This is a genomic window from Rhodococcus spelaei (assembly GCF_006704125.1).
In the GTDB taxonomy this organism is placed as follows: Bacteria; Actinomycetota; Actinomycetes; order Mycobacteriales; family Mycobacteriaceae; genus Rhodococcus_G; species Rhodococcus_G spelaei.
The window spans coordinates 133,786-156,259 of record NZ_VIGH01000010.1; the positions used below are offsets into that span (position 1 = coordinate 133,786).

The 22,474-nt window shown below is 71.1% G+C and carries 15 protein-coding genes; 6 read left to right on the forward strand and 9 right to left on the reverse strand.

What is annotated here, in order from left to right; all coding sequences use genetic code 11:
- The first annotated feature begins 60 nt into the window (after window positions 1-60).
- The 3 genes from FK531_RS20450 to FK531_RS20460 all read left to right on the forward strand — a co-directional run bounded on the left by FK531_RS20450 (window position 61) and on the right by FK531_RS20460 (window position 1,344).
- On the forward strand, window positions 61-297 hold the full coding sequence (locus FK531_RS20450; RefSeq protein ID WP_142102747.1) for a FitA-like ribbon-helix-helix domain-containing protein: 237 nt from the start codon (window positions 61-63) through the stop codon (window positions 295-297).
- Window positions 294-692, forward strand: coding sequence for a type II toxin-antitoxin system VapC family toxin (locus tag FK531_RS20455; RefSeq protein ID WP_142102748.1), 399 nt, complete (start codon window positions 294-296; stop codon window positions 690-692). The genes FK531_RS20450 and FK531_RS20455 overlap by 4 nt, the downstream gene beginning before the upstream one ends.
- Before the next feature lie 241 nt (window positions 693-933).
- Window positions 934-1,344 (forward strand): hypothetical protein, encoded by a 411-nt coding sequence (locus tag FK531_RS20460; RefSeq protein ID WP_142102750.1) that lies wholly within the window; start codon window positions 934-936, stop codon window positions 1,342-1,344.
- A gap of 16 nt (window positions 1,345-1,360) precedes the next feature.
- Here FK531_RS20460 and recD read toward each other — a convergent pair whose 3' ends face one another.
- From recD to recC, 3 genes are read right to left on the reverse strand one after another with little or no spacing between them, the layout of a single operon-like run.
- Window positions 1,361-3,226: an exodeoxyribonuclease V subunit alpha gene (gene recD, locus FK531_RS20465; protein WP_142102752.1), complete on the reverse strand. Its 1,866-nt coding sequence runs from the start codon at window positions 3,224-3,226 to the stop codon at window positions 1,361-1,363.
- Window positions 3,223-6,552, reverse strand: coding sequence for a UvrD-helicase domain-containing protein (locus FK531_RS20470; RefSeq protein WP_246098293.1), 3,330 nt, complete (start codon window positions 6,550-6,552; stop codon window positions 3,223-3,225). The genes recD and FK531_RS20470 overlap by 4 nt, the downstream gene beginning before the upstream one ends.
- Window positions 6,549-9,818 (reverse strand): exodeoxyribonuclease V subunit gamma, encoded by a 3,270-nt coding sequence (gene recC / locus FK531_RS20475; RefSeq protein ID WP_142102755.1) that lies wholly within the window; start codon window positions 9,816-9,818, stop codon window positions 6,549-6,551. Before recC ends, FK531_RS20470 begins: the two co-directional genes overlap by 4 nt.
- A 285-nt stretch (window positions 9,819-10,103) precedes the next feature.
- On the opposite strand from recC, the gene FK531_RS20480 reads away from it, so the two are divergent.
- On the forward strand, window positions 10,104-11,102 hold the full coding sequence (locus tag FK531_RS20480) for an MBL fold metallo-hydrolase (protein WP_142102757.1): 999 nt from the start codon (window positions 10,104-10,106) through the stop codon (window positions 11,100-11,102).
- A gap of 102 nt (window positions 11,103-11,204) precedes the next feature.
- Window positions 11,205-12,734, forward strand: coding sequence for an acyl-CoA synthetase (locus FK531_RS20485; protein WP_142102759.1), 1,530 nt, complete (start codon window positions 11,205-11,207; stop codon window positions 12,732-12,734).
- 16 nt (window positions 12,735-12,750) lie between these two features.
- Here FK531_RS20485 and FK531_RS20490 read toward each other — a convergent pair whose 3' ends face one another.
- Entirely contained in the window at window positions 12,751-14,217 is a 1,467-nt protein-coding gene (locus FK531_RS20490) for a plasmid pRiA4b ORF-3 family protein (RefSeq protein ID WP_246098294.1), read from the reverse strand.
- A 143-nt stretch (window positions 14,218-14,360) separates the two neighbouring features.
- Between FK531_RS20490 and FK531_RS20495 the strand changes: the two genes are divergently transcribed.
- Window positions 14,361-15,080, forward strand: coding sequence for a DUF1266 domain-containing protein (locus tag FK531_RS20495; RefSeq protein WP_142102761.1), 720 nt, complete (start codon window positions 14,361-14,363; stop codon window positions 15,078-15,080).
- A 389-nt stretch (window positions 15,081-15,469) separates the two neighbouring features.
- On the opposite strand, the gene FK531_RS20500 is transcribed toward FK531_RS20495, so the two are convergent.
- The 5 genes from FK531_RS20500 to FK531_RS20520 all read right to left on the reverse strand — a co-directional run bounded on the left by FK531_RS20500 (window position 15,470) and on the right by FK531_RS20520 (window position 22,393).
- Window positions 15,470-16,096 carry an RHS repeat-associated core domain-containing protein gene (locus FK531_RS20500; protein ID WP_181763054.1) on the reverse strand — a complete coding sequence of 209 codons (627 nt, stop codon included), beginning with the start codon at window positions 16,094-16,096 and terminating at the stop codon, window positions 15,470-15,472.
- Between the two features lie 132 nt (window positions 16,097-16,228).
- Window positions 16,229-16,615, reverse strand: coding sequence for a hypothetical protein (locus FK531_RS20505; RefSeq protein WP_142102763.1), 387 nt, complete (start codon window positions 16,613-16,615; stop codon window positions 16,229-16,231).
- Window positions 16,615-21,513, reverse strand: coding sequence for a putative T7SS-secreted protein (locus FK531_RS20510; RefSeq protein ID WP_142102765.1), 4,899 nt, complete (start codon window positions 21,511-21,513; stop codon window positions 16,615-16,617). The genes FK531_RS20505 and FK531_RS20510 overlap by 1 nt, the downstream gene beginning before the upstream one ends.
- Window positions 21,510-22,025, reverse strand: a complete 516-nt coding sequence (locus FK531_RS20515) for a hypothetical protein (RefSeq protein ID WP_142102766.1) — start codon at window positions 22,023-22,025, stop codon at window positions 21,510-21,512. The genes FK531_RS20510 and FK531_RS20515 overlap by 4 nt, the downstream gene beginning before the upstream one ends.
- Window positions 22,022-22,393 (reverse strand): SseB family protein, encoded by a 372-nt coding sequence (locus FK531_RS20520; protein ID WP_142102768.1) that lies wholly within the window; start codon window positions 22,391-22,393, stop codon window positions 22,022-22,024. The genes FK531_RS20515 and FK531_RS20520 overlap by 4 nt, the downstream gene beginning before the upstream one ends.
- Between the last annotated feature and the right edge of the window lie 81 nt (window positions 22,394-22,474).

Genomic DNA, 22,474 nt, shown 5'->3' on the forward strand with positions numbered 1-22,474 from the left:
CGAAAGCTGCGTTTGTGACTGACCCAGCAGCCCCTTGCGCTGCAGCGCTAAAATAGCGCTATGGCGACGATCCAGATCCGCGAGCTGCCCGAGGAGACGTACGAGGTCATCCGCACCCGGGCCCGCGCCGCGGGACGATCCATCCAGTCGTACATGCGCGAGGTGGTGATCGACTTCGCCGCATCCCCGACCGCCGACGAGGTCTTCGAGCGCATGGCGTCCACCCGCTGGGCCTCAGAGGCTCCGGGCGCGACGCGTGAGTCGATCCTCGCCGATCTCGACGCCGACCGCCGGTGACCGACTGCGTGCTCGACGCCTCCGCCCTGCTGTTCGCCCTCCTCGGCCGCACCACCGAGTCAAAGGAACTGCGGCAGAGGCTTTCCCGGTCGCGACGTCACGCCCCGCACCTCATCGACGCCGAGGTGGGCAACGTCCTGCGCCGCCACGAGCGTGCCGGCCTGATCAGCCCCGCCGAGGCCCACACGGGACTGCTCACCTCGGCTGCGCTGATCGACCAGCGCTACCCGCACACCGGGCCGGTGGCGGCACTCGCGTGGCCGCTGCGCGAGAACCTGACCTTCTACGACGCGATGTACGTCGCGGTCGCGACCCTGCTCGACGTCCCACTGCTCACCGCCGACGCGCGCCTGTCCGGAGCGCCCGAACTGCCCTGCACTGTCGAACTGGTCTGACGGCGCGGCCGCGATGACCGCCAGTCGGGCCACCGCACCGTCGTGGCACCATGGGCGCACCCGCAGCGAAAGGAGCCGCATGTCCGCCACGGACGACGCCCACCGGCTCCGACGCCGACACCAGCACTGCGCCGGCTGAGCAGCACGCAGACCCGCGCCCGCCGATGCCACGGTCCCACCACGCGAGCGTGATCGTCTCGCCGAGAACCCCCTGTCCGACCCCTGTACCCGAGGTGCCCCGATGACCCGAACCACCCAAGAGATCTTCGACCACGCCGCCGAGTTCGCCAAACGCTTCGAGAGCACGCCGACAGACGAGACCGAGCTGGCTGAGCTGGGCGACGCGTGTGAGGAGAGCGTGGCAACCGACGCGACGGACGCAACCGACGCGAGCGAACCGAGCGACGCAACCGAGGCGGTCGACGCAGTCGAGCCCAGCGAGGCGCCCGACGCGACCGACGCCGACGATCTGGAGCCCACACCGCTCGCGATCCTCCGCGCCGCCGCGCGCGCCCACGCCCAGGCCGAGAAGGACCTCGCCGACAGCCTCGCCGCGGCCAGGGACGCCGGCTACTCGTGGAGCGCGATCGTCGCCGCGCTCGGGACCTCCGGCGAGTCGCTCCGACAACTGCGCGAAGCCGCCGCGAACTGACCGCGTCGCCGCCGGTCTACCCGCGCCGCAACCCGCTCGCCCGCGACACCCGCCGCCCCACCCCGGCCCGCACCGCCGCCTCGCTCCCGACGATCCGCACGTGAATGCGGGCCCGGGTGATCGCCGTGTACAGCAACTCCCGCGTCAGCAGCGCCGACTCCTCCCCCGGCAACACCACCGACACCGTGTCGTACTGACTGCCCTGGCTGCGGTGGATCGTCATCGCGTACACGGTCTGCACCGCGGACAGGTTGCTCAGGTGCAGAAGGACGGGCTCCTGCCCGCGCGCGAACGCGGCGGCAAGACTCCCGTCCGCGCGGCGAACCACGACTCCGGTGTCGCCGTTGTAGATTCGCGCCTCGTGGTCGTTCGCGGTCACCAGCAGCGGCTGGCCCGGGTACCAGTGCTCGGGGTCGAGACGCTGCCCGGACGCCTGCCCCACCCACTCGATCGCCTGCCGCGCCCACCAGCTCGCCCCGTACGGACCGTCCCGGTGCGCGCACAGCAGCCGGTGCGATTCCGATCGCCGCACCGCCTCGGCCACATCCCCGGCCTCCGCCGACTCGGTCACCGCGACCGCCGAGGCCACCACGTCTGCCCGCAGTCCCGACAGCTCGTCCTCGGCCACGAAGGAGACCTGCTCGTCGCCGCTGCGCAGGATCTCCAGCGCCGCGTCCGCGTCGCCCTCGCGCACCGCGACCGCCAGTTCCGCGATCGCGCCGCCGAACCGCCTGCCGCGACTGAGGCGAATCACGCCGCCGCGCAACCGGTCCCGCTCGCTCGCGCTCAGCGCCGCCTCGGCGGGGTCGTCCGCGGCGTCGAGGTCGGCGCCGACCACCCGCGCCAGCGCCGGGTTCGCTGTGCCGCGCACCGGCCGCGCCACCAGGTCGGCGAGCACCGCGCCGGCGTCCACGGAGGTCAGCTGGTCGGGGTCGCCGACCAGCACCAGCCGGGTGTCGGGGCGCAGCGCCTCGAGCAGTCGGCACATCATCGTCAGCGACACCATCGACGTCTCGTCGACCACGATCGCGTCGTAGGGCAGGTGGTTCGTCGCGTTGTATCGGAACCTGCCGCCGCGCTGCCAGCCGAGCATGCGGTGCAGCGTCATCGCGCTCAGGTCCGTGGACAGGCCGAGCGACGGGGCCTGTTCGCGCACCGACTCCTGCAGCCTCGCCGCCGCCTTGCCGGTCGGTGCGGCGAGCCCGATCCGCGGCGCCGGGCCGGGCTGGCGCGCGAGCAGCGCGAGAATCCGTGCGACCGTGTGGGTCTTGCCGGTGCCCGGACCGCCCGCGATCACCGAGGTCGCATGCGTCGCGGCGACCGCCGCCGCGATCCGTTGCCGGTCCGGGGCCGCCGACGCCCGGCCGTCGCCGTCGAGGAACAGCTCCGTGAGACCCCGCGTCAGCGCGTCCTCGTCGACCGCCGGGCGCCGCGCCGCCCGCTCGTCGAGCACCCGCCGGATCGTCTCCTCCTGCCGGAAGTAGCGCTCCAGGTACAGCAGCCCGCCGTCGTCGGTGTCGACCAGTCGCAGCGGGCGCAGCGGTCCGGCGGCGCCGCCGACCACCAGCGGGCTCACCCGCAGCGCCGCCGCGACCGCCGCGTCCTCGGGCCAGGGCAGCGCGTCGAGGTCCACCGGGACCGCGTCCTCGCCGGGCGTCTCGTCGACGGTGACCTCGCGCATCCGGCCCAGTTCCAGGCACACCGAGCCCGACCGCACCGCCCGCACCGCCAGCGCGGTGGCGAGGAGGACCTCCTCCGACCGCTCACCGCTCAGCGCCGAGAGCCGCAGCGCGACATGCACGTCCGCCGCGGTCAGCACCCGCGCCTCGTTGAACTCGCGCAGCACACCCTTGCCGCGCTGCGCCACCCGCACGTCCGTCACGCCGTCACCTCCGGTAGTGGAACCCGGCCGGCGAGCAGGTCCGACAGCTCGGTCACCAGCGCGGCAGGCGGGTGCCAGTCGAACACGCCGCAGCCGGCCGGGGTGTCGGGTCCGACCATGCCGCGCACGAACAGGTACTGCGCACCGCCGAGGTGCCGCGCCGGGTCGTATCCGGGCAGCCGCCAGCGCAGGTACCGGTGCAGCGCAACCGAATACAGCAACGACTGCAAGGGGTAGTGCGAGCGCATCATCTCCTCGGCCATCGCCCCGCGGGTGTAGTCGGCGGTCGTGACGTCCCCCGGCGCGAGCCGGTTGGTCTTGTAGTCCACCACCACGAAACGCGGCCCGGGCAGGCGCAGCACCGCGTCGATGCTGCCGGTCAGGTAGCCGCGCAGCGGCGTCGGCTCGAGCGTGGCGAGCCGGTCCGCGTACCCGGCGAGCACGTCGTCGGTGGGCAGGTGCGTGCGCAGCAGTCCCGCGACCGCCCCGAGCAGCACCTCGACCGCGGGCGCGTCGCCGCCGGCCAGCGGGAGTTCGAACTCGAGTTCCGGCAACCGGTCCGCGGGCGCGATGTCGGCGAGGGTGCCGGCGTCCGACCCGAGCGGGGTGCGCAGCACCGGTGCCAACCCGACCGCCAGCTGCTCGGGGTCCACCGAGGACAGTTGGCCGGTCGTCGCCTCGCGGCAGCACCGCAGCAGCTCCGCGTCGAGATCCGCGGCGGCGGTGTCGACGATCTCGAGCACTGCGTGCACGAGGGTGCCGAACACCGCGCCGGCGGGCAGCCCGTTCATCGGCGACGCGATCCCGGAGTCGTCGGGCAGGCGCAGCGGCGGCTCGTCGGGTTCGTCGTCCTTGCCCGCGTCCTCGACCTCGCTGCCGACGCCGGACGCGGCGAGGGCGTGCGCGTCGTGCGCCGACGCGGTCAGCGCCGAGTAGGAGGTGCGGCGCCAGCGGAAGTCGAGCACCCGGTCGAACCGCGCGGCCGCGAGCTCCCCGGCCTCCCCGGACTGCGGGACCCACTCCTCGCCGACGATCGGGTCCGCCCCGACCGCCTCCACCGTCGCGACGTCGCCGGCCGACGCGGCCCAGTCGGAGAGTTGTTCGGCGACAACCGGATCGGCGGGCACCCCCGACCGCAGCGGCACGGCCAGCTCGCCGGGCCTGCGGCCGAGCAGCATCCGGTGCAGCGGCGACCCGGAGGTCGAGAAGCTCGGCGCCCACCACAGCACCAGGTGGCATTTCGCCCGGGTCAGCGCGACGTACAGCAGGCGCAGCTCCTCGCCCGCCTCCTCCGTCTCGTGCTTCTTCTTGCGCTGCGCGTATCCGGGGCTGCCCTGCCCGCCGACGTCGAGGATGCGCCGGTTGTCGTCGTCGTGCAGCAGCAGCCGGTCGGGCACCGACTTCTTCGCCGCGTCCCATCCGAACGGCAGGTACACGATCGGGTACTCGAGGCCCTTGCTGGCGTGCACGGTCGCGATCTGCACGGCGGCGGCGTCGCTGTCGAGCCGGCGGCTGCGGTCCACCACCCCGGAGGTGGGGTCCTTCATCCGTTCGGTCAGCCACCGCGTGAGCGCCGTCAGACCCAACGACTCGTCCACCGCGACGGCGTTGAGCAGCTGCGCGACGTGCCGCAGGTCGGTGAGCGTGCGTTCGCCACCGTGCACGGCCAGCAGTCGCGCCTCCAACTCCCCTGCCGCCGAGAGCCTTTCGAACAGCGCGGCGAACCCCGACTGCGCGAACACCGCGGACAGCTCGCGCAGCCGCGCCCCGACGTCGGCGACCACGTCGTCGCCGCGTTCGTCGAGCACCGTTGCGGTGTGCCCGAGCAGCGGGGTGAGCGCGGCGAGCCGGACCCGCGCGGCGCGGTGCGGCTGCTCGATCGCCTGCAGCACCCACAGCCAGTCCCGCGCGGCGGCGGTGGTGAACACGCTGGCCCCGCCCGCGAGCACCGACGGGACCCCGGCGCGGTCGAGGGCGTCGTGGACGAGAGTGATCTGCGCGTTGGTGCGCACCAGGACCGCGATGTCGCCGGGCGCGACGGGCCGCGGGCCGGCCCCGAGGTCGAGCGGGTCGCCGCGGCGCAGCAGCGCGACGACGTCCGCGGCGAGGTCTGCGGCGACCCGGCCGCGCAGCGGCCCGACCGACGGGAACCCGGACCTGCCAACGGGTCCCGCGCCGGCGCGGGGCAGGTAACGCAGGCGCAGTGGCGGCAGGCTGGGCAGCCGCGACGTCGGGTGGTTCGCCCCGACCGGGTGCACCACGATGTCGGGGTGGCCGAGCGCGGCACCGCCGTGCAGGTGGGCCAGCGCGTCGATCACCGGGCGGTCGCTGCGCCAGTTGGTGGTCAGTTCCTGGTGGCTGTCCGCGGACCGGACCGCGTCCAGGTAGGCGAGCACCTCGGCGCCGCGGAACGCGTAGATGGCCTGCTTCGGGTCGCCGACCAGCACCAGCGCGCGGGTGTCTGCTCCTCGGTCGCCGTGGAAGGTGCGGCGCAGGATGTCCCACTGCAGCGGGTCGGTGTCCTGGAACTCGTCGACGAGCACCACCCGGTAGTGCTCCCGGATCCGGCGGCACGCCGCGTCGCCGTGCTCGGGGTCGGCGAGCACCCCGTGAAGCAGCAGCGGCAGGTCGTCGAAGTCGCGGACGCCGGTGGCCCGCTTGCGGCGCAGCACCTCGGCGCGGACCGCGGTCGCGAACTCGACCGCCTCCCCCGCCTCGGTCCCGTCGGCGTCCTCCGGCGCGAGGATCGCCTGCCCGTCGAAGACCGCGGCCTTGGCCGCCTTGCGGGCGTCGGCGGGTCCGAGCAGCGCGGGCGAGCGGCCGTAGTCGCGCAGGTACAGGTCGCCGATCACCTCGGTGACCAGGTCGTCGGCCTCCTCCACGAGCACCGCGTCGGGGTCGCGTTCACCGGCGACGCCGAGCCCGTCGAGGACCCGCTGGCAGAAGCTGTGCGTGGTGACGATGGTGGCGGCGTCGAAGTCCGACAGCGACTGCAGCAGTCGACGCCGGCGCGCCGCGACCTCGTCGTCGTGGGCGTCGGCCAGGTGCGCGATCAACGGTTCGGCGCTGCGCCGGGCTGCCTCCGGGTCCGCCAATGCCGCTGCGGCGGAGGCGAACCGCTGCCGCGTGCGTTCGCGCAATTCCTTGGTCGCGGCGCGGCTGAACGTCACCAGCAGCAGGTCGGCGAGGTCCACTCCGGCCTCGGCGACGAACCGGGCGGCCAGGCCCACGATGGCGTAGGTCTTGCCGGTGCCGGCGCTGGCCTCGAGCACGGTGGTGCCGTGCGGCAGCGGGCCGCACAGGTCGAAGGTGCGAGTCTCGGTCACGGTTGGCCCTGCACTTCCGCGTCGAGCAGCGGGTCCCACAGCTGCCGGGCTTCCACGCCGAAGCGCGTCTCCTCGTCGCCGGCGGCCGCTTCCGCGGTGAGCGCACCCAGCGCGGGCGCGGCCCCGTAGACGTAGCCGATGTGCCGGTCCTTGCCGTCACCGAAGTCGCCACCCCACTCCTTCGCGGCCGCGTCGAGGGCCATCTCGACGCTGGCCCCGCCGGCGCGGCGTTCGGCGTAGACGGCGGACGCGCCGGTGGCGACGGGCAGCGGGGCGTGTAGTCCGCGGTCGCGGAGGGCGACCAGGGCCTGCAGCTGCGCGAGGGCGTCCGCGGGCGCGGTGAGCGTGGACCGCCAGGCGGGCCTGCTGAACTGGCCGCGGCCGGTGGTCACCGCCCGCCACTCGCCGCGGTCCGCATGAGCCGACGCCGCGACCGCCAGCAGTTGCGCCCACGCCTCGAGTCGGTGCTTGGGGGCGAGCCGCGAGTAGGAAGTGCGGGCGATGACGGCGCCGTGCACCCCGCCGACCGTCCCTGTGAGCCGGCGCCCGGAGCCGAGATCGACGTCCACGTCGACGGTCTCGGGCGGCCCGGTGTGCACCCCGCGGCTCACCGCGACCAGTGTCTCGACGGCCTGCTCGACGCCGCCGAGCGCGGTCTCGCCGAGGTGGAACGGCGGCAGGGTGCCGCGTCGCCACTCCGCGGACCGGAAGTCGGCCAGCTCGGTGCCGGACAGTCGGGCGTCGAGCATCCGCTGCCCGAGGTCCCAGCGCGCGAGCGGGTCCAGTTCCACGTCGAGGGCGTCGGCGAGGTCCTCGTCGAGTTCGGGGACCGTCATGCCGAGGCGCTGGCGCAGGAACCCGCGGGTGGGGTGCACGAGGAACGCGATCAGGTCCGCCAGGTCCACATCTGTGTCCATCGGCGGGGGCGCGAGTGGTCGTGCCAGGAAACGGGTGTCGGCGGGCACCGGGTGCTGCGCGGCCTTGGCGCCGGCCAGCGCGGCGAGGTCGAAGCTGCGCGGCACCTCGGGTCGGAAGTTGCGGGCGTCGAACGGCTGCAGGGGGTGCCGCGTCACGACCGACCCGATCCCCTCGGGCCCGACCATCGCCTCGACCATGTCGCGGAGCTCGCTGAGCGGGATCGCGGGCGGCCTCGTCGCTCCGGTGACCGGGTCCGACCCGGTGTAGAACAGCAGCAGCTTCTCGCTCGCGGACATGATCGCGTCCAGCAGCAGCTGCCGGTCCTCGCTGCGCGGATCACGTTCCCCGAGAAGCGGAGTGCGGGTCAGCACGTTGTCGCCGTCGACGCCCGCCGAGCGCGGGAACACCTCGTCGTCGAGGCCGAGCAGGATCACCACGCGGTGCGGAACCGACCGCATCGGGACCATGGTGCACACGGTCAGCTCGCCGGTGCGGAAGTTGGCGCGGGTCGGCCGGCCCGCGAGCCGCGCCGCCAGCATCGCGCGCACGTCCGGCAGGCGCAGCGTCGACTCGCCTGCGTGCTCGACGGCCGCGGCCACCTCCCGCAGGGCCTGACCGAGTTGCCAGGAGTCCGCGGGGACCGTGTCGACGAGCAGGTCGAGGGCCCGGGCCAACCCCGCCGACCACGCCGGCACCGGTTGCGGTCCGGCGAGGCCGCGCAGCGCGACGTCGAGGCGGTCGACGAACTCGGCGAACCGACCGGCGAGGTCGATGTCGGTGCTGTCCACGTCGTCGAGCGGCAGCGCGAGATCGAGCCAGGCACTGTCGGATTCGTCGGCGGCGGTGCCGAGCAGGATCCGGTCGAGCGCGGCGGCGAAAGTGTTCTGCGCGAAGCCGTCGAGCCCGAACGCGGCCCGTTGGCGCCGCCCGATCCCCCAGCGTGCGCCCGCGGCGGTGGTCCACTCGCGGATGCGTTCGACATCGTCCTCGTCGAACCGGAAGCGGCGGCGAACCGGGGCGGTCGCGACGAGGTCGAGGACCTGGCTGGCGGTGACGCGGCCATCGGCGAGCTCCAGCAGCGAACCGACCACGGCGAGAACCGGATTGGTCTGATGCAGTGCGCGGTCGGCGAGCCGCACCCGCAGCCGATGCCCGGGGTGCCCGAGCGCGTCCTGCCCGAACGCCGCCCGGATCAGCGGGGCGTAGGCCTCGACGTCGGGGCACATGACCAGCACGTCCCGCGGCTCGAGGCCCGGGTCGTCCTGGAACAGGTGCAGCAGCGACTCGCGCAGTTCCTCGACCTGTCGGGCCGGTCCGTGGCAGGAGTGGATCTGGACGGTGTCGTCGACCGGGCCGGTGCGGGCGGGCGCGCGGTCGGCGGCGATGTCGGCCTGCAGCCTCCCGAGCAGGGTGCCCGGGGGCGGCGCCGCGTCGTGGTGGACGGCGGTGAGCTCGAGCCCGGACAGTCGGGCCTGCAGTTCCCGCACGTCGCGGGCGAGGCCGGCGAGCAGGGGGTGCGCGACGGCCAGCGCGCGGTCGTCGTCGGCGCGGGTCGCGGGCGTCGGCACCGCCGCGAGCGCGGTCCACATCGCCGGGCTGGGATGCGGAATCCACAGGTGCACATCGCGGTTCGCGCCCAGTGCCGCCAGGACCGCGAGCTGGTCGGTGGTCAGCCGCGTCGGACCGAACAGGGACAGTCGGGCGGGCAGGTCGACCAGTCCGGGCTCGGCGCGCAGCCGCGCGCACGCGGCGTCGAGGCGTTCCGCCGGGCTGGGGACGCCGATCCGCTCGCGCAGCCGTCGCCACAGCTGCGACTGCCAGCGCAGGTCCTCGTCGAGCGGGCCGCCGGCACCGTCCGTGTCGCGTTCGGCAGCCCAGTCCACCAGCATCGACGGGCGCTGCGCGGCGTACGCGCGGTACAGCTCGGCCAGGTGCGCCGCGGTGCCGTAGCGGCGGCCCGCGCGGTGATCGCCGTCGACGCCGCGGCCGAGATGTCGGGCCAGGACCGCGCACCACGGCTCGTCGAGGCTGTCGTCGATCACCGACAGCAACGTCCACAGCAGGCGGGCGGGCTGCCACGGATCGTCGTCGATTCCCGTTCCGGTGGCCGCGGCGAGCGCGCCGTCGACCAGCCTTGTCGGCGAGGGGAATTCGATGTTCGCGGCGACCCCGTCCCCGACGACCGCGCCGAGCGTGTGCGAGAGGCGTTGGGTGAGCCAGCGTTCGACGCCCTTGGCGGGCACCGCGATCACCTCGCGCGCGAAGGGATCCGGCAGCGGCGTTGCGAGCACTCCGGCCAACGCGACGGCCAGGGTGTCGGTGCGCTCGGCGCGGTGCAGCGTCAGCACGGCTCCCCCTTGTCGTCACTGTCGGCGGCGATCGGTTCAGGACTATCACTATGCGAGGCGGCCATCGTCTCACCCGGGACCGACACGGGGGCGTCGCCATAGTCCTGCACACCCCCGCTGCCGCCGTCTCGCCCCGCTGTGCGTGCAGCGGGTTGAGACGGAGCCAGAACGCGTGCGGAGCGGCCCGACGCCCGCTCGGCGGGACCCAGGCCTGCAGGACGTGCGGCGATGCGGTAATGATGATTGCAAAGAGTTGACTTATTCCACTAGTGACTGAGGTACCCAATGTCCGACGCAACGGCCATCGGCGATGGCATCTTCCAGATTTCCGTGCCCATGACGCACAACCCCCTCGGCAGCACCCTCGTGTACGCGATGGAGTCGCCGGGCGGACTGGTCCTGGTCGACGCCGGTTGGGACGGCGACGAGGGCTGGGAGGGCCTGACCAGCGGACTCGAGTCGGTCGGGCACTCGATCACCGAGGTCGAGGGCGTGGTGCTCACCCACTTCCACCCCGACCACACCGGGCTGTGCGGGCGGGTGCGGGAGGCGTCCGGGGCGTGGATCGCGATGCACGCCGACGACATGGACATGTTCGCGAAGATGTCGGCGGACCACGGCGAGGAGTGGATGGCGGATCAGCAGGTGAACCTGACCCGTGCCGGCGCGGCCCAGGAGGACCTGGACGCGTTCCGGGCCGCGTCCGACGGCAAGTCCCCGGTTGGCCCCGAGTCGACGCCCGACCGGGTGCTGGCCGACGACGAGCTGATCGCGCTGACCGGACGCGGGCTGCGGGTGGTGTTCACCCCCGGCCACACCCCCGGCCACGCGTGCTTCTACCTCGAGGACGCCGACGTGATGTTCACCGGCGACCACGTGCTGCAGAAGACCACCCCGCACGTCGGCAACTTCGTCTACCCCCTCGAGGAGCGCGACGCCCTGGCCGAGTTCCTGGACTCGCTGCGCCGCGTGCAGTCGATGGACGTCACCCGCGGCCTCGGCGCGCACGGGCTGCCGATCGACGACGTCGCCGGCCGCGCGGGCGAGCTGATCGAGCACCACGAGGAGCGCCTCACCCACCTGCTCGACGCGTTCGGCGACGACGAGATCACCGTGTGGGAGGTCGCCCGGAGGATGAAGTGGTACCGGCCGTGGGAGAAGTTCCACCCGATGGCCAAGGGCATGGCACTGTCCGAGGCGGCTGCGCACCTGCGGCACCTCGTCGCCCGCGGGCAGGTCGGGCAGGTGCCGGGCAGCGAGCCCGCGGTGTTCGCGCGGCGGTAGGCGCTTCGCGCCCGTGAGTCCTTCTGGCCCCCTGGCGGACCAGAAGGACTCACGGGCGGCGAAGCCGCCCGTGATACTTGGACGTCCTATAACCTGGCCAACATGAGCCCGGACCCGCGCACCAACACCGTCGACGGAGTGCTCCGCCGCTCGGCCGCCAAGTACCCCGACCGCACTGCGCTGACCTTCGACGGCCGCGACTGGAGCTACCGACGGCTCGACGACGCGGTCACCCGCGCCGCCGGCCACCTGCTGTCGCTGGGGCTCGAGGCGGGCGATCGGGTCGCCGCGTACGGCACCAACTCCGACGCCTATGCGATCGGCTTCCTCGCCTGTGCCCGTGCGGGTTTGGTGCACGTGCCGGTGAACTACGCCCTCACGGGCGACGAGCTGCGCTACCTGGTCTCGCAGTCGGGGGCGCGGGCCGTGCTGGTGGACCCGGCGCTCGCGGGCACCCTGGATTCCGTGCTGCCCGACCTGACGGTCGAGCACGTGCTGCCCCTGCGCGACGCCGGCGGATCCCTGCTCGACGTCGCCGGCAACGGTCCGATCCCGGATCTGCAGACCGCACCCGGGTCGACCGACCTGGCACAGCTGCTGTACACCTCGGGCACCACCTCGAAGCCCAAGGGCGCCATGATGACTCACGGCGCGCTGGTGCACGAGTACGTGTCCTCGGTGATCGCGCTCGACCTGGCCGCCGACGACAACCCGCTGATCTGCATGCCGCTGTACCACTCGGCGGGCATGCACGTCTTCCTGCTCCCCTACCTCTCGGTCGGCGCGACGGTGAATCTGATGGCGGCGCCGGACATTCCGGAGATCCTGCGACGCATCGAGGCGGACCGGATCGGGTCGCTGTTCCTCGCGCCGACGGTGTGGGTGCCGCTGGCGGCACATCCGGACCTCGACGCCCGCGACCTGTCGTCGCTGCGCAAGGCGCAGTACGGCGCGTCGATCATGCCGGTGACCGTGCTCAATCGACTGCGGGAGAAGTACCCCGACCTGGGGTTCTACAACTGTTTCGGGCAGTCCGAGATCGGCCCACTCGCCACCGTGCTGCAACCCGACGAGCACCGCGACCGGCCGTCCTCCTGCGGTCGCGCTGTGTTCTTCGTGGAGACCCGCGTGGTGGACGCCGAGGGCAACGACGTGCCCGACGGCGAAGCGGGCGAGGTGCTGTACCGGTCTCCGCAGCTGTGCCAGGGCTACTGGGAGAACCCGGAGGCGACCGCGGACGCCTTCCGCGACGGCTGGTTCCACTCGGGCGACCTGGTGACGCGGGACGCGGAGGGCTTCATCACCGTGGTGGACCGGATCAAGGACGTCATCAACACCGGCGGAATCCTCGTCGCCTCACGGGAAGTCGAGGACGCGATCTACACCCATCCGGCGGTCGCCGAGGTCGCGGTCGTCGGCACGCCGGACGAGAAGTGGATCGAGGCGGTCACCGCGGTGGTGGTGCTGCGCGAGGACCACGACGGAGTCACGGCGGAGTCGCTGATCGCGCACGTGAAGGAGCGGATCGCACCGTTCAAGGTGCCCAAGCAGGTTCGGTTCGTCGAGTCCCTCCCGCGCAATCAGAGCGGCAAGCTGCTCAAGCGGGAATTGCGGGCTGTGCCGCCGGCGTGACGTCACGGCACGCGAACTACATCGACAACGCCATGCGGGTGAACCCGCGCGCCCAATCGGGATCCGCGGGCGCGTCGGGCTGACGGTAGTTGTCGACCAACGCCCCAATCATCCTGAGGAATGCCAAGGTCGGCTCGGCGGCCCAGGTTGCGTCGGACGGGGAGAGTGGGCTGCCGTCGCCGTTGCGCCAACCCAGGACCGTCAACGCCTCGACCATGATCGCGCGGCGCTCGTTGACCGACGCGCCGCCCGCCACGGTGAGCAGCAGGATTCGGCCGGCCTCCTGCTCGACGCGTTCCTTGCCGAGCGGCAGCGTCGTCACCACGTGGTGCCACAGCTCGTCGTCCCGGCGCAGCATCGACGCCCCCCGCTTCGTCAGCAGAAGCCTGCCCTTGTACCTTCGGGTCAACCCGAACGCACGCCCGGCCTCTCGCAGCACCTGAACCTGGTAGTTGTCGACCTCACGGGTGCTGTTCCCGATCCAGCTCCCGCCCCAGTCGAGCTCGTCTCGGGCGGCCGCGACGTCGACAGGTGGGAGGTATCCGGACGCGGTCAACGTGATGCCGTCGGCGCCGACGCGCTGCAGTAACCATCGCAGGTGTGCGAGGGCACTCGCCCGCATTTCGTCGAAATTCAGGTCAGCGCGGTCCTGTAGCTCGGCGCGGGGAATCAGCGAATACAGCAGTGGCGCAGTCCGATACGGGATGCGCGTCAACAACCCCGCCAGCTGCGAGTCGAGCACGGGCGGGTGCCGCCGAAGTGCATCCCGCAGCTGCAGCGCAGTGTTCACCGCATCGAGATCGAAGGCCTCCGGCGTGAAGTCGGGGCCCACCCAGTCCCGCAGTTCCTGGTAGTCCGGGTGTGCGGGCTCGGCGAGCACCTGGAGCAGGTGTTCGTAACCGGACGCGCCCCCGCAGTCCTCCGGAGGGCAGGCTCGCTGACCGGCGAGGCACTCGACCCCGCTCGCTGCCGGGTCCTCGACGATCTCCTCCAGGACGAGGGTGTGTTCCCAGCCGTCGCCGAAGTCGTACTCGTACTGCAGGGTATTCCCGGGCTCGGTGAGGACCTCGTCCAGGCGCACATCCTCCTCGCATACGTCGTCGTCCTCGTCGGCGAAACTGTCCTCGATGCTTGCCCGCATCGCGTACGTCACACGGTCGTCTGGATCCTGGGGATTCACGCGGGCCCACTGGTGGAGGTGATAGTCACTCCAGCCCATCACCGCCTGCAGCAACGGATGCAGTGCGTCGAGCGTCAGGTTCGACGGCACCACGAGTTGCCTCCAGATGACTGGAGTGATGCCGTCCAACTCGATCCGGAGCCGGTAGCCCACCGCGTCCCGCCGGCGCCGGACAAACTGCTGCAGGAGGCGTGATCGGACTTCGTCCGGATCGGCGGCCTGATCGATGAAGGTGCGCAGCGCCTCCGGCTCGGTGGGCACCACCCGAAGGTGGCGGCGGGGTTGCATGGCTGAGGCTCCCATGGCGCAAGGGTAGGGCAAGTGTCGCGCCGATCGAGGGCAGGTCGGACACATGGAGGCCCTACCCACCATTGGCTTGCGGACCGGACCTGGAAGAATTCCGCCAATGTCAGGCCCGGTCTGCAACCACACTGATCGACTTGTCCATGAACCCAGCGGCCCGTTCTACGGCCCGCTGGCGCACGGATTCGCGTGCGGCGCACACCTCGCCGTCCACAACGGCTACCCGTGGAACTGTCTCACGGGATCCGATCCGAGCCCGGAAGCTGCCCGCGGCGCTTTCTCGATCGTGGAGCATCACCGACCGACCCGACTGGGAGAAGGCGATGCAAGACCTCCTCGCCGGCCGCAACATCGGCGGTGACGGCGAGGTGGTCCTGGCGATCCGAATGACCGCGCGGCAGCAGTGGGGAGTGGAATCGATCTCGATGTCGCAGTGGCTCGACTGCATCACGCAGTGGTGCCGGACGAGCGGACACAGCGCCGAGGTCGAGAAGCAGTGTCGGAGCATCGCCCAGCGCGTCGGCAGGTACGAGTCTCGGTTTCGCGCCGACGGCCTGATCCCACCCGAAGGCTTCGTCACGTCCATGCTGGCCTACGACTACGGGCGTGCGGTGAACATGGCGCGGTGGGGATTCCTCGCCGAATACTGTGGATCCGTCGTCGCGGAACAGTGCATCCTCCGAGCCTCGACGCTTGCCCGAGCGAAATACGTGTCCTGGCAGGAGTTCTCCGCCAGCTACATTCTCGGCCGAGTCATCCGGCTCGATGACGATGGCTACAACTCCTACTACCAACGGGTCTTCGACGGTCACCGGATCCTGACCGGGCATCCCGACAGTCCGTGGCGACACATGCAGTTCTGAGCGGTGCACGAGAGACCGCGGCTGCGAGGCCGGTCATCGAAAGAGAAGAGAATCCTTTACGAGGATCTCGGATCCAACAGAAATATGGAACTGTCCCCCAAGATCAGAGCCAGCGAATTCCACCCGAATCTCGAGACGGTCGCCGTCTTCAGCGAACCCGAGTCTCGTGGCACCCTCTCGAAATACCTCAAGAATCGGACGTTCTCCGATACACCACACGAAGCTGATCGAACGACCGAGTGGGTCCGCAACTAGCTCGAAACTCTCTCCATCAGACGTCGATGACCGGACTACCACCGTTCCGGGTTCCCCTGCGACCGACTCAACCTCCATGCGGTCGATCTGCGCCAACTCTTCGACGGTCGGTATTTCGAACTGCTGATATGACATTATCCTCCACCCCGCGGGATGACTGTGGTGAGTCGAAGTCCATCTGACGTTGGCTGCCAAGTGGACTCTAGCTTCAGGAAGCCACCTGGACCTGACAGTAGCGACTCGCGAATCTGGAACTGCCCATACTCTGTTGAGAACGTCCGAAGGATGTTCTCATTCGTTGATACGACGCCGTCGAAGTGTTCCTGCAGGAGTGCACGCCCAGCGGCCGTATCGTGGATTCCTATCCGTGCCAACTGCTCCGCATTCTGCGCAGATCGATCCGCATTGTGCTGATTCGAGTCGACATTTCCGAATAGGTAGTCATACTTGCCGTTGTCGACAATCGCGGTCGGTGCCCCTCCCCCGCAAGCTTCCGGCACCAACCCCAACGGATCGGTCCACCCCGTCGGATTGTGCGGGTACGCACTGGGATTCGGTGACGGCGCCAACCCCAGCGGGTCCTGGGTGACGTACCGCGCGGTGCCGGGGTCGTAGTAGCGGTGCAGGTTGTAGTGCAGCCCGGTCTCGTCGTCGAAGTACTGACCGGGGAACCGAAGCGGCGTGCCGGCCTCGCCGTGCCAGGTAGTACGACCCTCGCCGCCTGCGTCAGTGGGGTGTGGGTGCCGGGCTGGTAGATCCACCTGGTGGTGATACCTGCGTGAGTCCGCTCAACGAGTTGTGTTCCGCCCCAGGTGCGGTCCGCAAGGTCGGCGCCCGCAATGTCTACCTCAATATCCGGTCGGCTCACTCCTACACCTCCCCGGAGGTCGTGACTAAACTCCAGTTGGATAGATCAAGAGCTCTCCCGCATCGAACGTGATGAAGTCACCGACCCGAATCAAAGGTCTAACGCCATCGAATTCGACCAGAAGAAGACCTGGTCGAACATCGAGTGCAACAACACCGTCATCCGCCACGCTCATCACCTGACCACAGACCGTAGCGGTTCCCCTTTTCCCCGAGATGCCCGCAACACCATCTTGCGCAACATCTACCCCGCCCCACGAGACCGGATCCGTAACCTCTACCTCGACATCCAGAGTTGCGCCACCGTCAACGCTCGACGCCCCGCGCCAGATTGCCCTCCAGTCTCCGCCGTCGGCCCGCACTACGACCTCATCGCCAGGGGTCCGCGCAGGAGATCTCAGAGTAATCAGCACTACCAGGCTCCCTTCGGAAATGGCACTCGCACAACTGTATTGTCAAGACTCCAGGAGTTGGCAACGGGCGAGAACGACCACACCTCCTCATGATAGTGAAACTTCGTTGGACTGCTGTTCATCTCGTGCCCGCCAAATCGAATGCTGCGACTGCCGTCCGCGGAAGTTATCCGGTCCGGATCCGGCATCCCAGTCCGTGGGTTCGTTGCGGTGTGCTCGCCAGGCCCCAAGAAATCGTTCCACCTGTCGAGCGCGTGCTCTGGCTTGACTGGTCGAGGATCGATTTGCTCGACCTGGTTGACCGTAGCGCTGACATCGGTGGTGGTTCCACTCCCACACGCCTCCGGCACCAACCCCAACGGATCGGTCCACACTGTCGGATTGTGCGGGTACGCATTGGGATTCGGTGACGGCGCCAGCCCCAGCGGGTCCTGCGTGACGTACCGCGCGGTGCCGGGGTCGTAGTAGCGGTGCAGGTTGTAGTGCAGCCCGGTCTCGTTGTCGAAGTACTGACCGGGGAACCGAAGCGGCGTGCCGGCCTCGCCGTGCCAGGTGGTCCGCCCCCACAGCGAGGCCGCCGCCGTCCCGACGGTCTCCGCGGCCCCGGGTTCGACCAGCTGGACCGGCGTGCCGACGAGGTCGGTGACGATCGCGTAGAACTCGACGTCCACCTCCCCCTGGCTCGACGCCTGCGTCAGCGGGGTGTGGGTGCCGGGCTGGTAGTTCCAGCGGGTGGTGGTGCCGGCGTGAGTCTGCTCGACGAGTTGTGTTCCGTCCCAGGTGTACCGGGTCGATTCGACAACCTCGCCGTCGCCACCAAGCCGCGCCTTCGTCGTCCGGCGCCCCAGCGCGTCGTAGGTGTACCGCCACCGCTGCCCGTCCGGTGTGGTCACCCCGACCAGTTGGTCGAAAGCGTTGTAGCGGTAGTGCCAGACGTCCGGGGTCCGGGAGATCCGGGTCGTGGTCTTGCGGACCAGCCGACCGGCCGCGTCGTAGCGGTAGCGATGCCGACCGTCGCGGATCAGCCGGTTGCCGCGGTACTCGCGCCGGTCGGCCCCGGACTCCGCCGTCACGACGTTTCCGAGCCGGTCGTACGTGTAGCTCTCGACCGCGCCGGAGTTCCGGGTGAGGGCGGTGACCCGCCCGACCGGGTCGAGGGCGTAGTCGCGGCGCAACACCCGATCCGGGTCCGCCGCGTCGCCGCGGACGGTGGTGTGACTGCTCAGATACCCGTCGGGCCGGTACTCGTACACGTCCTGGCGCAACACCGCCGGCCCCGGACCCCCATCCGTACCGAGGCCCAGATTCAGGACTGGTGCCGGGCGGGCGGTGACCGTCTGCGCGGCGAGTTGCCCACGGGCCGTGTGGCTGCGGGTGACCGCGAGCTCTCCGACCTTCCAGCCGGTGACCGCGCCGAGCGGGTCGTGGGTGAAGTCGAGGTGGTGACCGTCCGCGGTGAGCGCCGCCAGCCGACCGGACGGGTCCCACCGCCAGCCGGTGTCTCCCCCGCTCGGCGAGTACCGCCGGCTTCGCCGACCCGCTGCGTCGTGCTCGAACCGCATGGCCGACAGGTCGTCGACGGTCTGGCTGCGCAGCTGCCCGGTGGCGGTGTAGCCGAATTCGATCGCGTGGACCGGGGTCTCGGCCGCACCGGACACCGCGGACGTCATCCGGCCGACCGGGTCGTGGCCGAACGCCAGGAACTCGCCGGAGTCGGCGCGAATGCCGGTGAGCCGGCCCAGTTCGTCGTAGCTGTGGCGGCGGGTGACGCCCGTCGCCGGTGTGGCCGTCGCGACCCGTCCGATCGCGTCGTGCGTGTATGTCGTGGTGGCGCCGCCGAAGTCCGTCTCGGCGATCAACCTGCCGGCGCGGTCGTACCGGTAGGTCCACGTCTCGCCGAGCGGATTGGTCACCGCGACCAGCCTGCGCTCGGTGTCCCAGGAGTACCGGGTCACCGAACCGTCCGGATCGGTGCGCGCGGCGGGCAGGTCGAACGCCCCGTACTCGTGCGTCGTGACCGCCCCGAGCGGGTCCGTGTGAGCGAGCAGGTTTCCCTCGCCGTCGTACTCCCACGCCTCCACCGCCCCGTCCGGGTGGGTCTGCTCGACGAGTCGCCCCTCGGCGGACCACCGGTACGCGGTGACCGCCCCGGTCGGGTCGGTCACCGCGACCGGTCGGCCGAACCCGTCCCGCCGGATGCGAGTGACCGCGCCCAGCGCGTCGGTGACCGCCGCCGGCAGGCCCACACCGTCACAGTCGACGAAGGTGGCGGCGCCGTGCGGCCCGGTGACGCTAGCGAGGGACCCGCCGGGGTGGTAGCCGTACTCGGTGCGTGCCCCGGCCTCGTCGACGGTGGTCGCGAGGTTGCCGTCGTCGTCCCATTCCTGGGTGCGCACGGATCCGTCGGGATTGCGCACGGCGACGGGGTGTTTCGGCGCACGGTAGTCAATCGCGATAACACGACCGTCCGGGCGGGTGATCCGCGCGACGTCCCCGTCCGAGGTGTAGAGGTAGCGGGTGGTGGCGCCGTCGGGGGTGCGCACCAGCAGGGGCTCGCGGCGGGAGTTGTAGTCGGTGTGGGTGTGCCCACCGGCGGGGTCGACCAGGTCCCGCAGGCGCAGGTCCCGGTCGAAGCCGTGGGTGGTGACCGCACCGGTCGAGTCGGTGACCGCGGTGATTCGTCCTGCGCCGTCGGCGGTCTCGGCGTAGTCGAACGTCGAGTCGAGGATTCCGTCGGTGCCGCGCTGCACGACGACGCGACCGCGGTCGTCGTAAGTGTTCGTCATCCGGTTGCCGTTGGCGTCCAGCCAGGTCAGCATTCGCCCGTCGTCGTCGTAGCCGTAGCGGGTGACACCGGCGTCGCCATTGGTGACGGCGGTGAGATGCCCTCCGGTGTACGCGAACCGGCGGACCACGATGGCGCTGTCCCCGTCGACCACGGACAGTCGGGTGATCCGGCCGCCGCTGCTGTCGATCAGCACGCGGTAGCCCCCGGAGTTCTCGACCTCGACCGGGGCGCCGTCGGCCGCGTAGTGGAAGAGGATTCGGTTGCGGTGACGGTCCGTAATCGCGCTGATCGCGAGGTTGCCCAGCGCGCCGTCGAGCCCACCCAGTTCGGTCTTCGGGGCGAAGTGCCAGGTGACGTCGCGATCGGGGTCGTGCACCCGGTAGCCACCCGCCTCCGTCCGGGTCAGCGGCCAGCGTTGCCCGGCCGCCGGCAACACCTCGGCGCCGACCTCCGGGTGCGGGTAGGTGAGCATCACCCCGTCCTCGCCGAGGAAGGTCACGCCCGACTGCTCGACGACCACGCGCAGGTCGAGGGTCGCCGACCAACTCGGCCCGAACCAGCGCCCGAAGCGGTAGTCGGACCGGTGTCGCCGCGCAAGTGTCAGCGGCAGCACGCCGGGCAGCGTCAGATCGGTGTCGGGAAGCAGGAATTCGCCGGTCGCCACGTCGACCGGGTCGCGATCCTCGCAGTTCTGGCCGCTGGTGCGGTCACTGTCGACGCCCGCCTCCTCGGCCGTGCGATGGGCGCCCGCGTCGGCCTCGGCCCGCTCCTGCGGGCCCGGGTTCGGCTGGTCGGTATGCGGCGCCGACTGTCCGTCGCCCGCCGCCGCGGGCGAGGCGTGCGGCTCGGGTCCCGGCGCGTCGACGCCGTGCGGTTCGCCCGAGTCCGGGTGCGGCGCTGACGTTTCCAGCCGCGTCGGCAGGTGACTGCCCTCGTCGACCAGCCCGTCGGCAAGCCGAGCGGTCCGCGACGCGTCGACGGCGAACTCGGCGGCCCGCTCCCCCATGCGTACCCCGGCGACGGCACCGCCCGCGCCGCCCGTGGCCGCGGTCAGGATCGCGTCACCGGTGAGGCTGCCCGCGAACTCGAAGGGGTGCCGGCGGATGTCGGTGAGCATCGCGCTCACCACCGCGCCGGGATTCGTCGCCGCGGCCACCAGGCCCGCCGACAGGTCGGACATCGCCGCGGCGTACTCGGCGGGGTGGGTCATGTTGTAGCGGTCCGTCGGATCGACCGCCCGCACGAACGCGACGATCCCGCTGAGCCCGGTCACCAGTCCCGACGTGAAGTTGGTGGCGCCCATGGTCAGTGCGTCCATGGTGTCGGAGTAGTCGGCGAACATCCGCGCCGTGAACGGCGGTTCCTCGGGCGCCGCGGCCGTCGCCCGACCGAGCGACTCGGCGACCTGCCCGGCGCCGCCGTCCCGGTCGATGCGCGCGCCGCGGAGGATCTCGCGGGCCTCCTCCCGCATGGCCGTCCAGGTGTCGACGAGCGGGATGCCCGCCTGCGCCTCGGCGCTGAGCGCGGCGTACCCGGACTTCTTCGCCAGTTCCTCCGCCTCGGCCCGTTTCCATATCGCGACGGCCTCGGCGGCTCGGGCCTGCGCCGCCTCCACCGTGAACCGCCACGACGTGAGGCTCTGTCCGGCCGCCGTCATCGCGTCCGCCGCGGCGCGCCACAGTCCGGGTTGCTGGTCGTACACGCTGTTGAAAGCGTCTGCGGCGGAACCGGTCCAGTCGGCCGCGTCGATCGTGGCGAGGGCCTGGCCGGTGTCGGCGATGCTGCGGGACAGGTCGGCGAGGGTGGAGGTGGCGTCCGAGATCGCCCCCGGCTCACCCCGAATCAGCTTGTCCGGCTGGTCCGTCTGCTCGAGTTCGAGTTCGTCGACCGGGCCGCCGGTGCGGCTGGCGATCTCGTCTCCGGCGCTCGTCAGCGCGTCCGCGACACCGCCCGCGCCGAGGTTTCGCGCGACACCCGCCGCGGCGTCGAATCCCGCATCGACTGCCTGCCCGAGCTTTTCGACCCCGGACTCGAGCGCGTCCTCGACGAAGTCACCGGCGTCGTTGATCGCACCGGTGGCGTCGTCCCAGGTGTCACTGAGCCAACTCATCGATCCGCCCCCGTGATGGCCTGCGCGGACGACTCGGCGTTGGCCTGGATCTTGTCCGCCGCCGCCCGGAAGGACTCCGAACTGTAGTCGGGGTGGAGGGTCTGGTTGACCGGGTTGTCCGCGACCGTGTCTGCCCAGCTGCGCTGCCCGATCTCGTCGCCGCTGAGGTGCGGATCGCCGACCGCGTTGGTCCAGACTGTCTTGAGGGTGTTCGAGAGGGTCTGCTCCATCTCGTGGAAGCGGCCGGCGTCGAGGTCGAGTTGCTCGGCGATGGCATTGGCGGCGCGCACCAGGTACCGGACTCCCCACGACCAGCGCTCGGTGAACTCCTCGAACGCGCCCTGCACCTCCTGCTTGCCGGCTTCCAACGGCGAGAGCGTCAGCAGCGAGAACCCGCGTCCGAGCGAGGCGGACTCACCGATCCCGAGTTCGGCGAGCGTGCCGGTGATCGCGGTGATCCCGGCGGCGGCCTGAGCGAGTACCTGTGGGTCGACGCCGAGTTCGTCGCTCACGCGCGGACCTCCATTGGCGGGAACGCCATCGGCGACGCACCGGCGACATCGACGACGACGCCCGCCGGGCGGTCGAGCGCCGGAATCAGCTCGTCCACGACGCGACTGCCGAGCAACGCGCGGAACCCGCCATGCTCGAACTCGCCGCGATCGGCCAGATACCGGGCGTACGCGACCTCGCTCGTGAAGACGCAGATCCAGGTGAGCCCGCCGTAATCGCTGGTGAGCAGCCTGTCGTCGCCGGTCACCGGCACGAGCAGCAGCGCCGACCGCAGTGCGGCCGTCAGCGCGTCGGGCTGGCCGAACCCCTGGTAGAACGCGTCGATCTCGGCCAGCAGTTCGCCACAGCCGTCGTCCAGTGCCCCCACGTCATCCCCCCGGATACGTTTTTCCCCTCGACACCGCTGGATCCGTCCTCACCTCCGCGGCGTCACGCCGGCCAAGGATAG

Excerpts from the sequence above, each read along its gene's own strand:
- FK531_RS20450 (WP_142102747.1), top strand. The coding sequence starts at position 61 with ATGGCGACGATCCAGATCCGCGAGCTGCCCGAGGAGACGTACGAGGTC.
- FK531_RS20480 (WP_142102757.1), top strand. The coding sequence starts at position 10,104 with ATGTCCGACGCAACGGCCATCGGCGATGGCATCTTCCAGATTTCCGTG.
- FK531_RS20460 (WP_142102750.1), top strand. The coding sequence starts at position 934 with ATGACCCGAACCACCCAAGAGATCTTCGACCACGCCGCCGAGTTCGCC.
- FK531_RS20490 (WP_246098294.1), bottom strand. The coding sequence starts at position 14,217 with ATGGGAGCCTCAGCCATGCAACCCCGCCGCCACCTTCGGGTGGTGCCC.
- FK531_RS20495 (WP_142102761.1), top strand. The coding sequence starts at position 14,361 with ATGAACCCAGCGGCCCGTTCTACGGCCCGCTGGCGCACGGATTCGCGT.
- FK531_RS20510 (WP_142102765.1), bottom strand. The coding sequence starts at position 21,513 with ATGAGTTGGCTCAGTGACACCTGGGACGACGCCACCGGTGCGATCAAC.
- FK531_RS20485 (WP_142102759.1), top strand. The coding sequence starts at position 11,205 with ATGAGCCCGGACCCGCGCACCAACACCGTCGACGGAGTGCTCCGCCGC.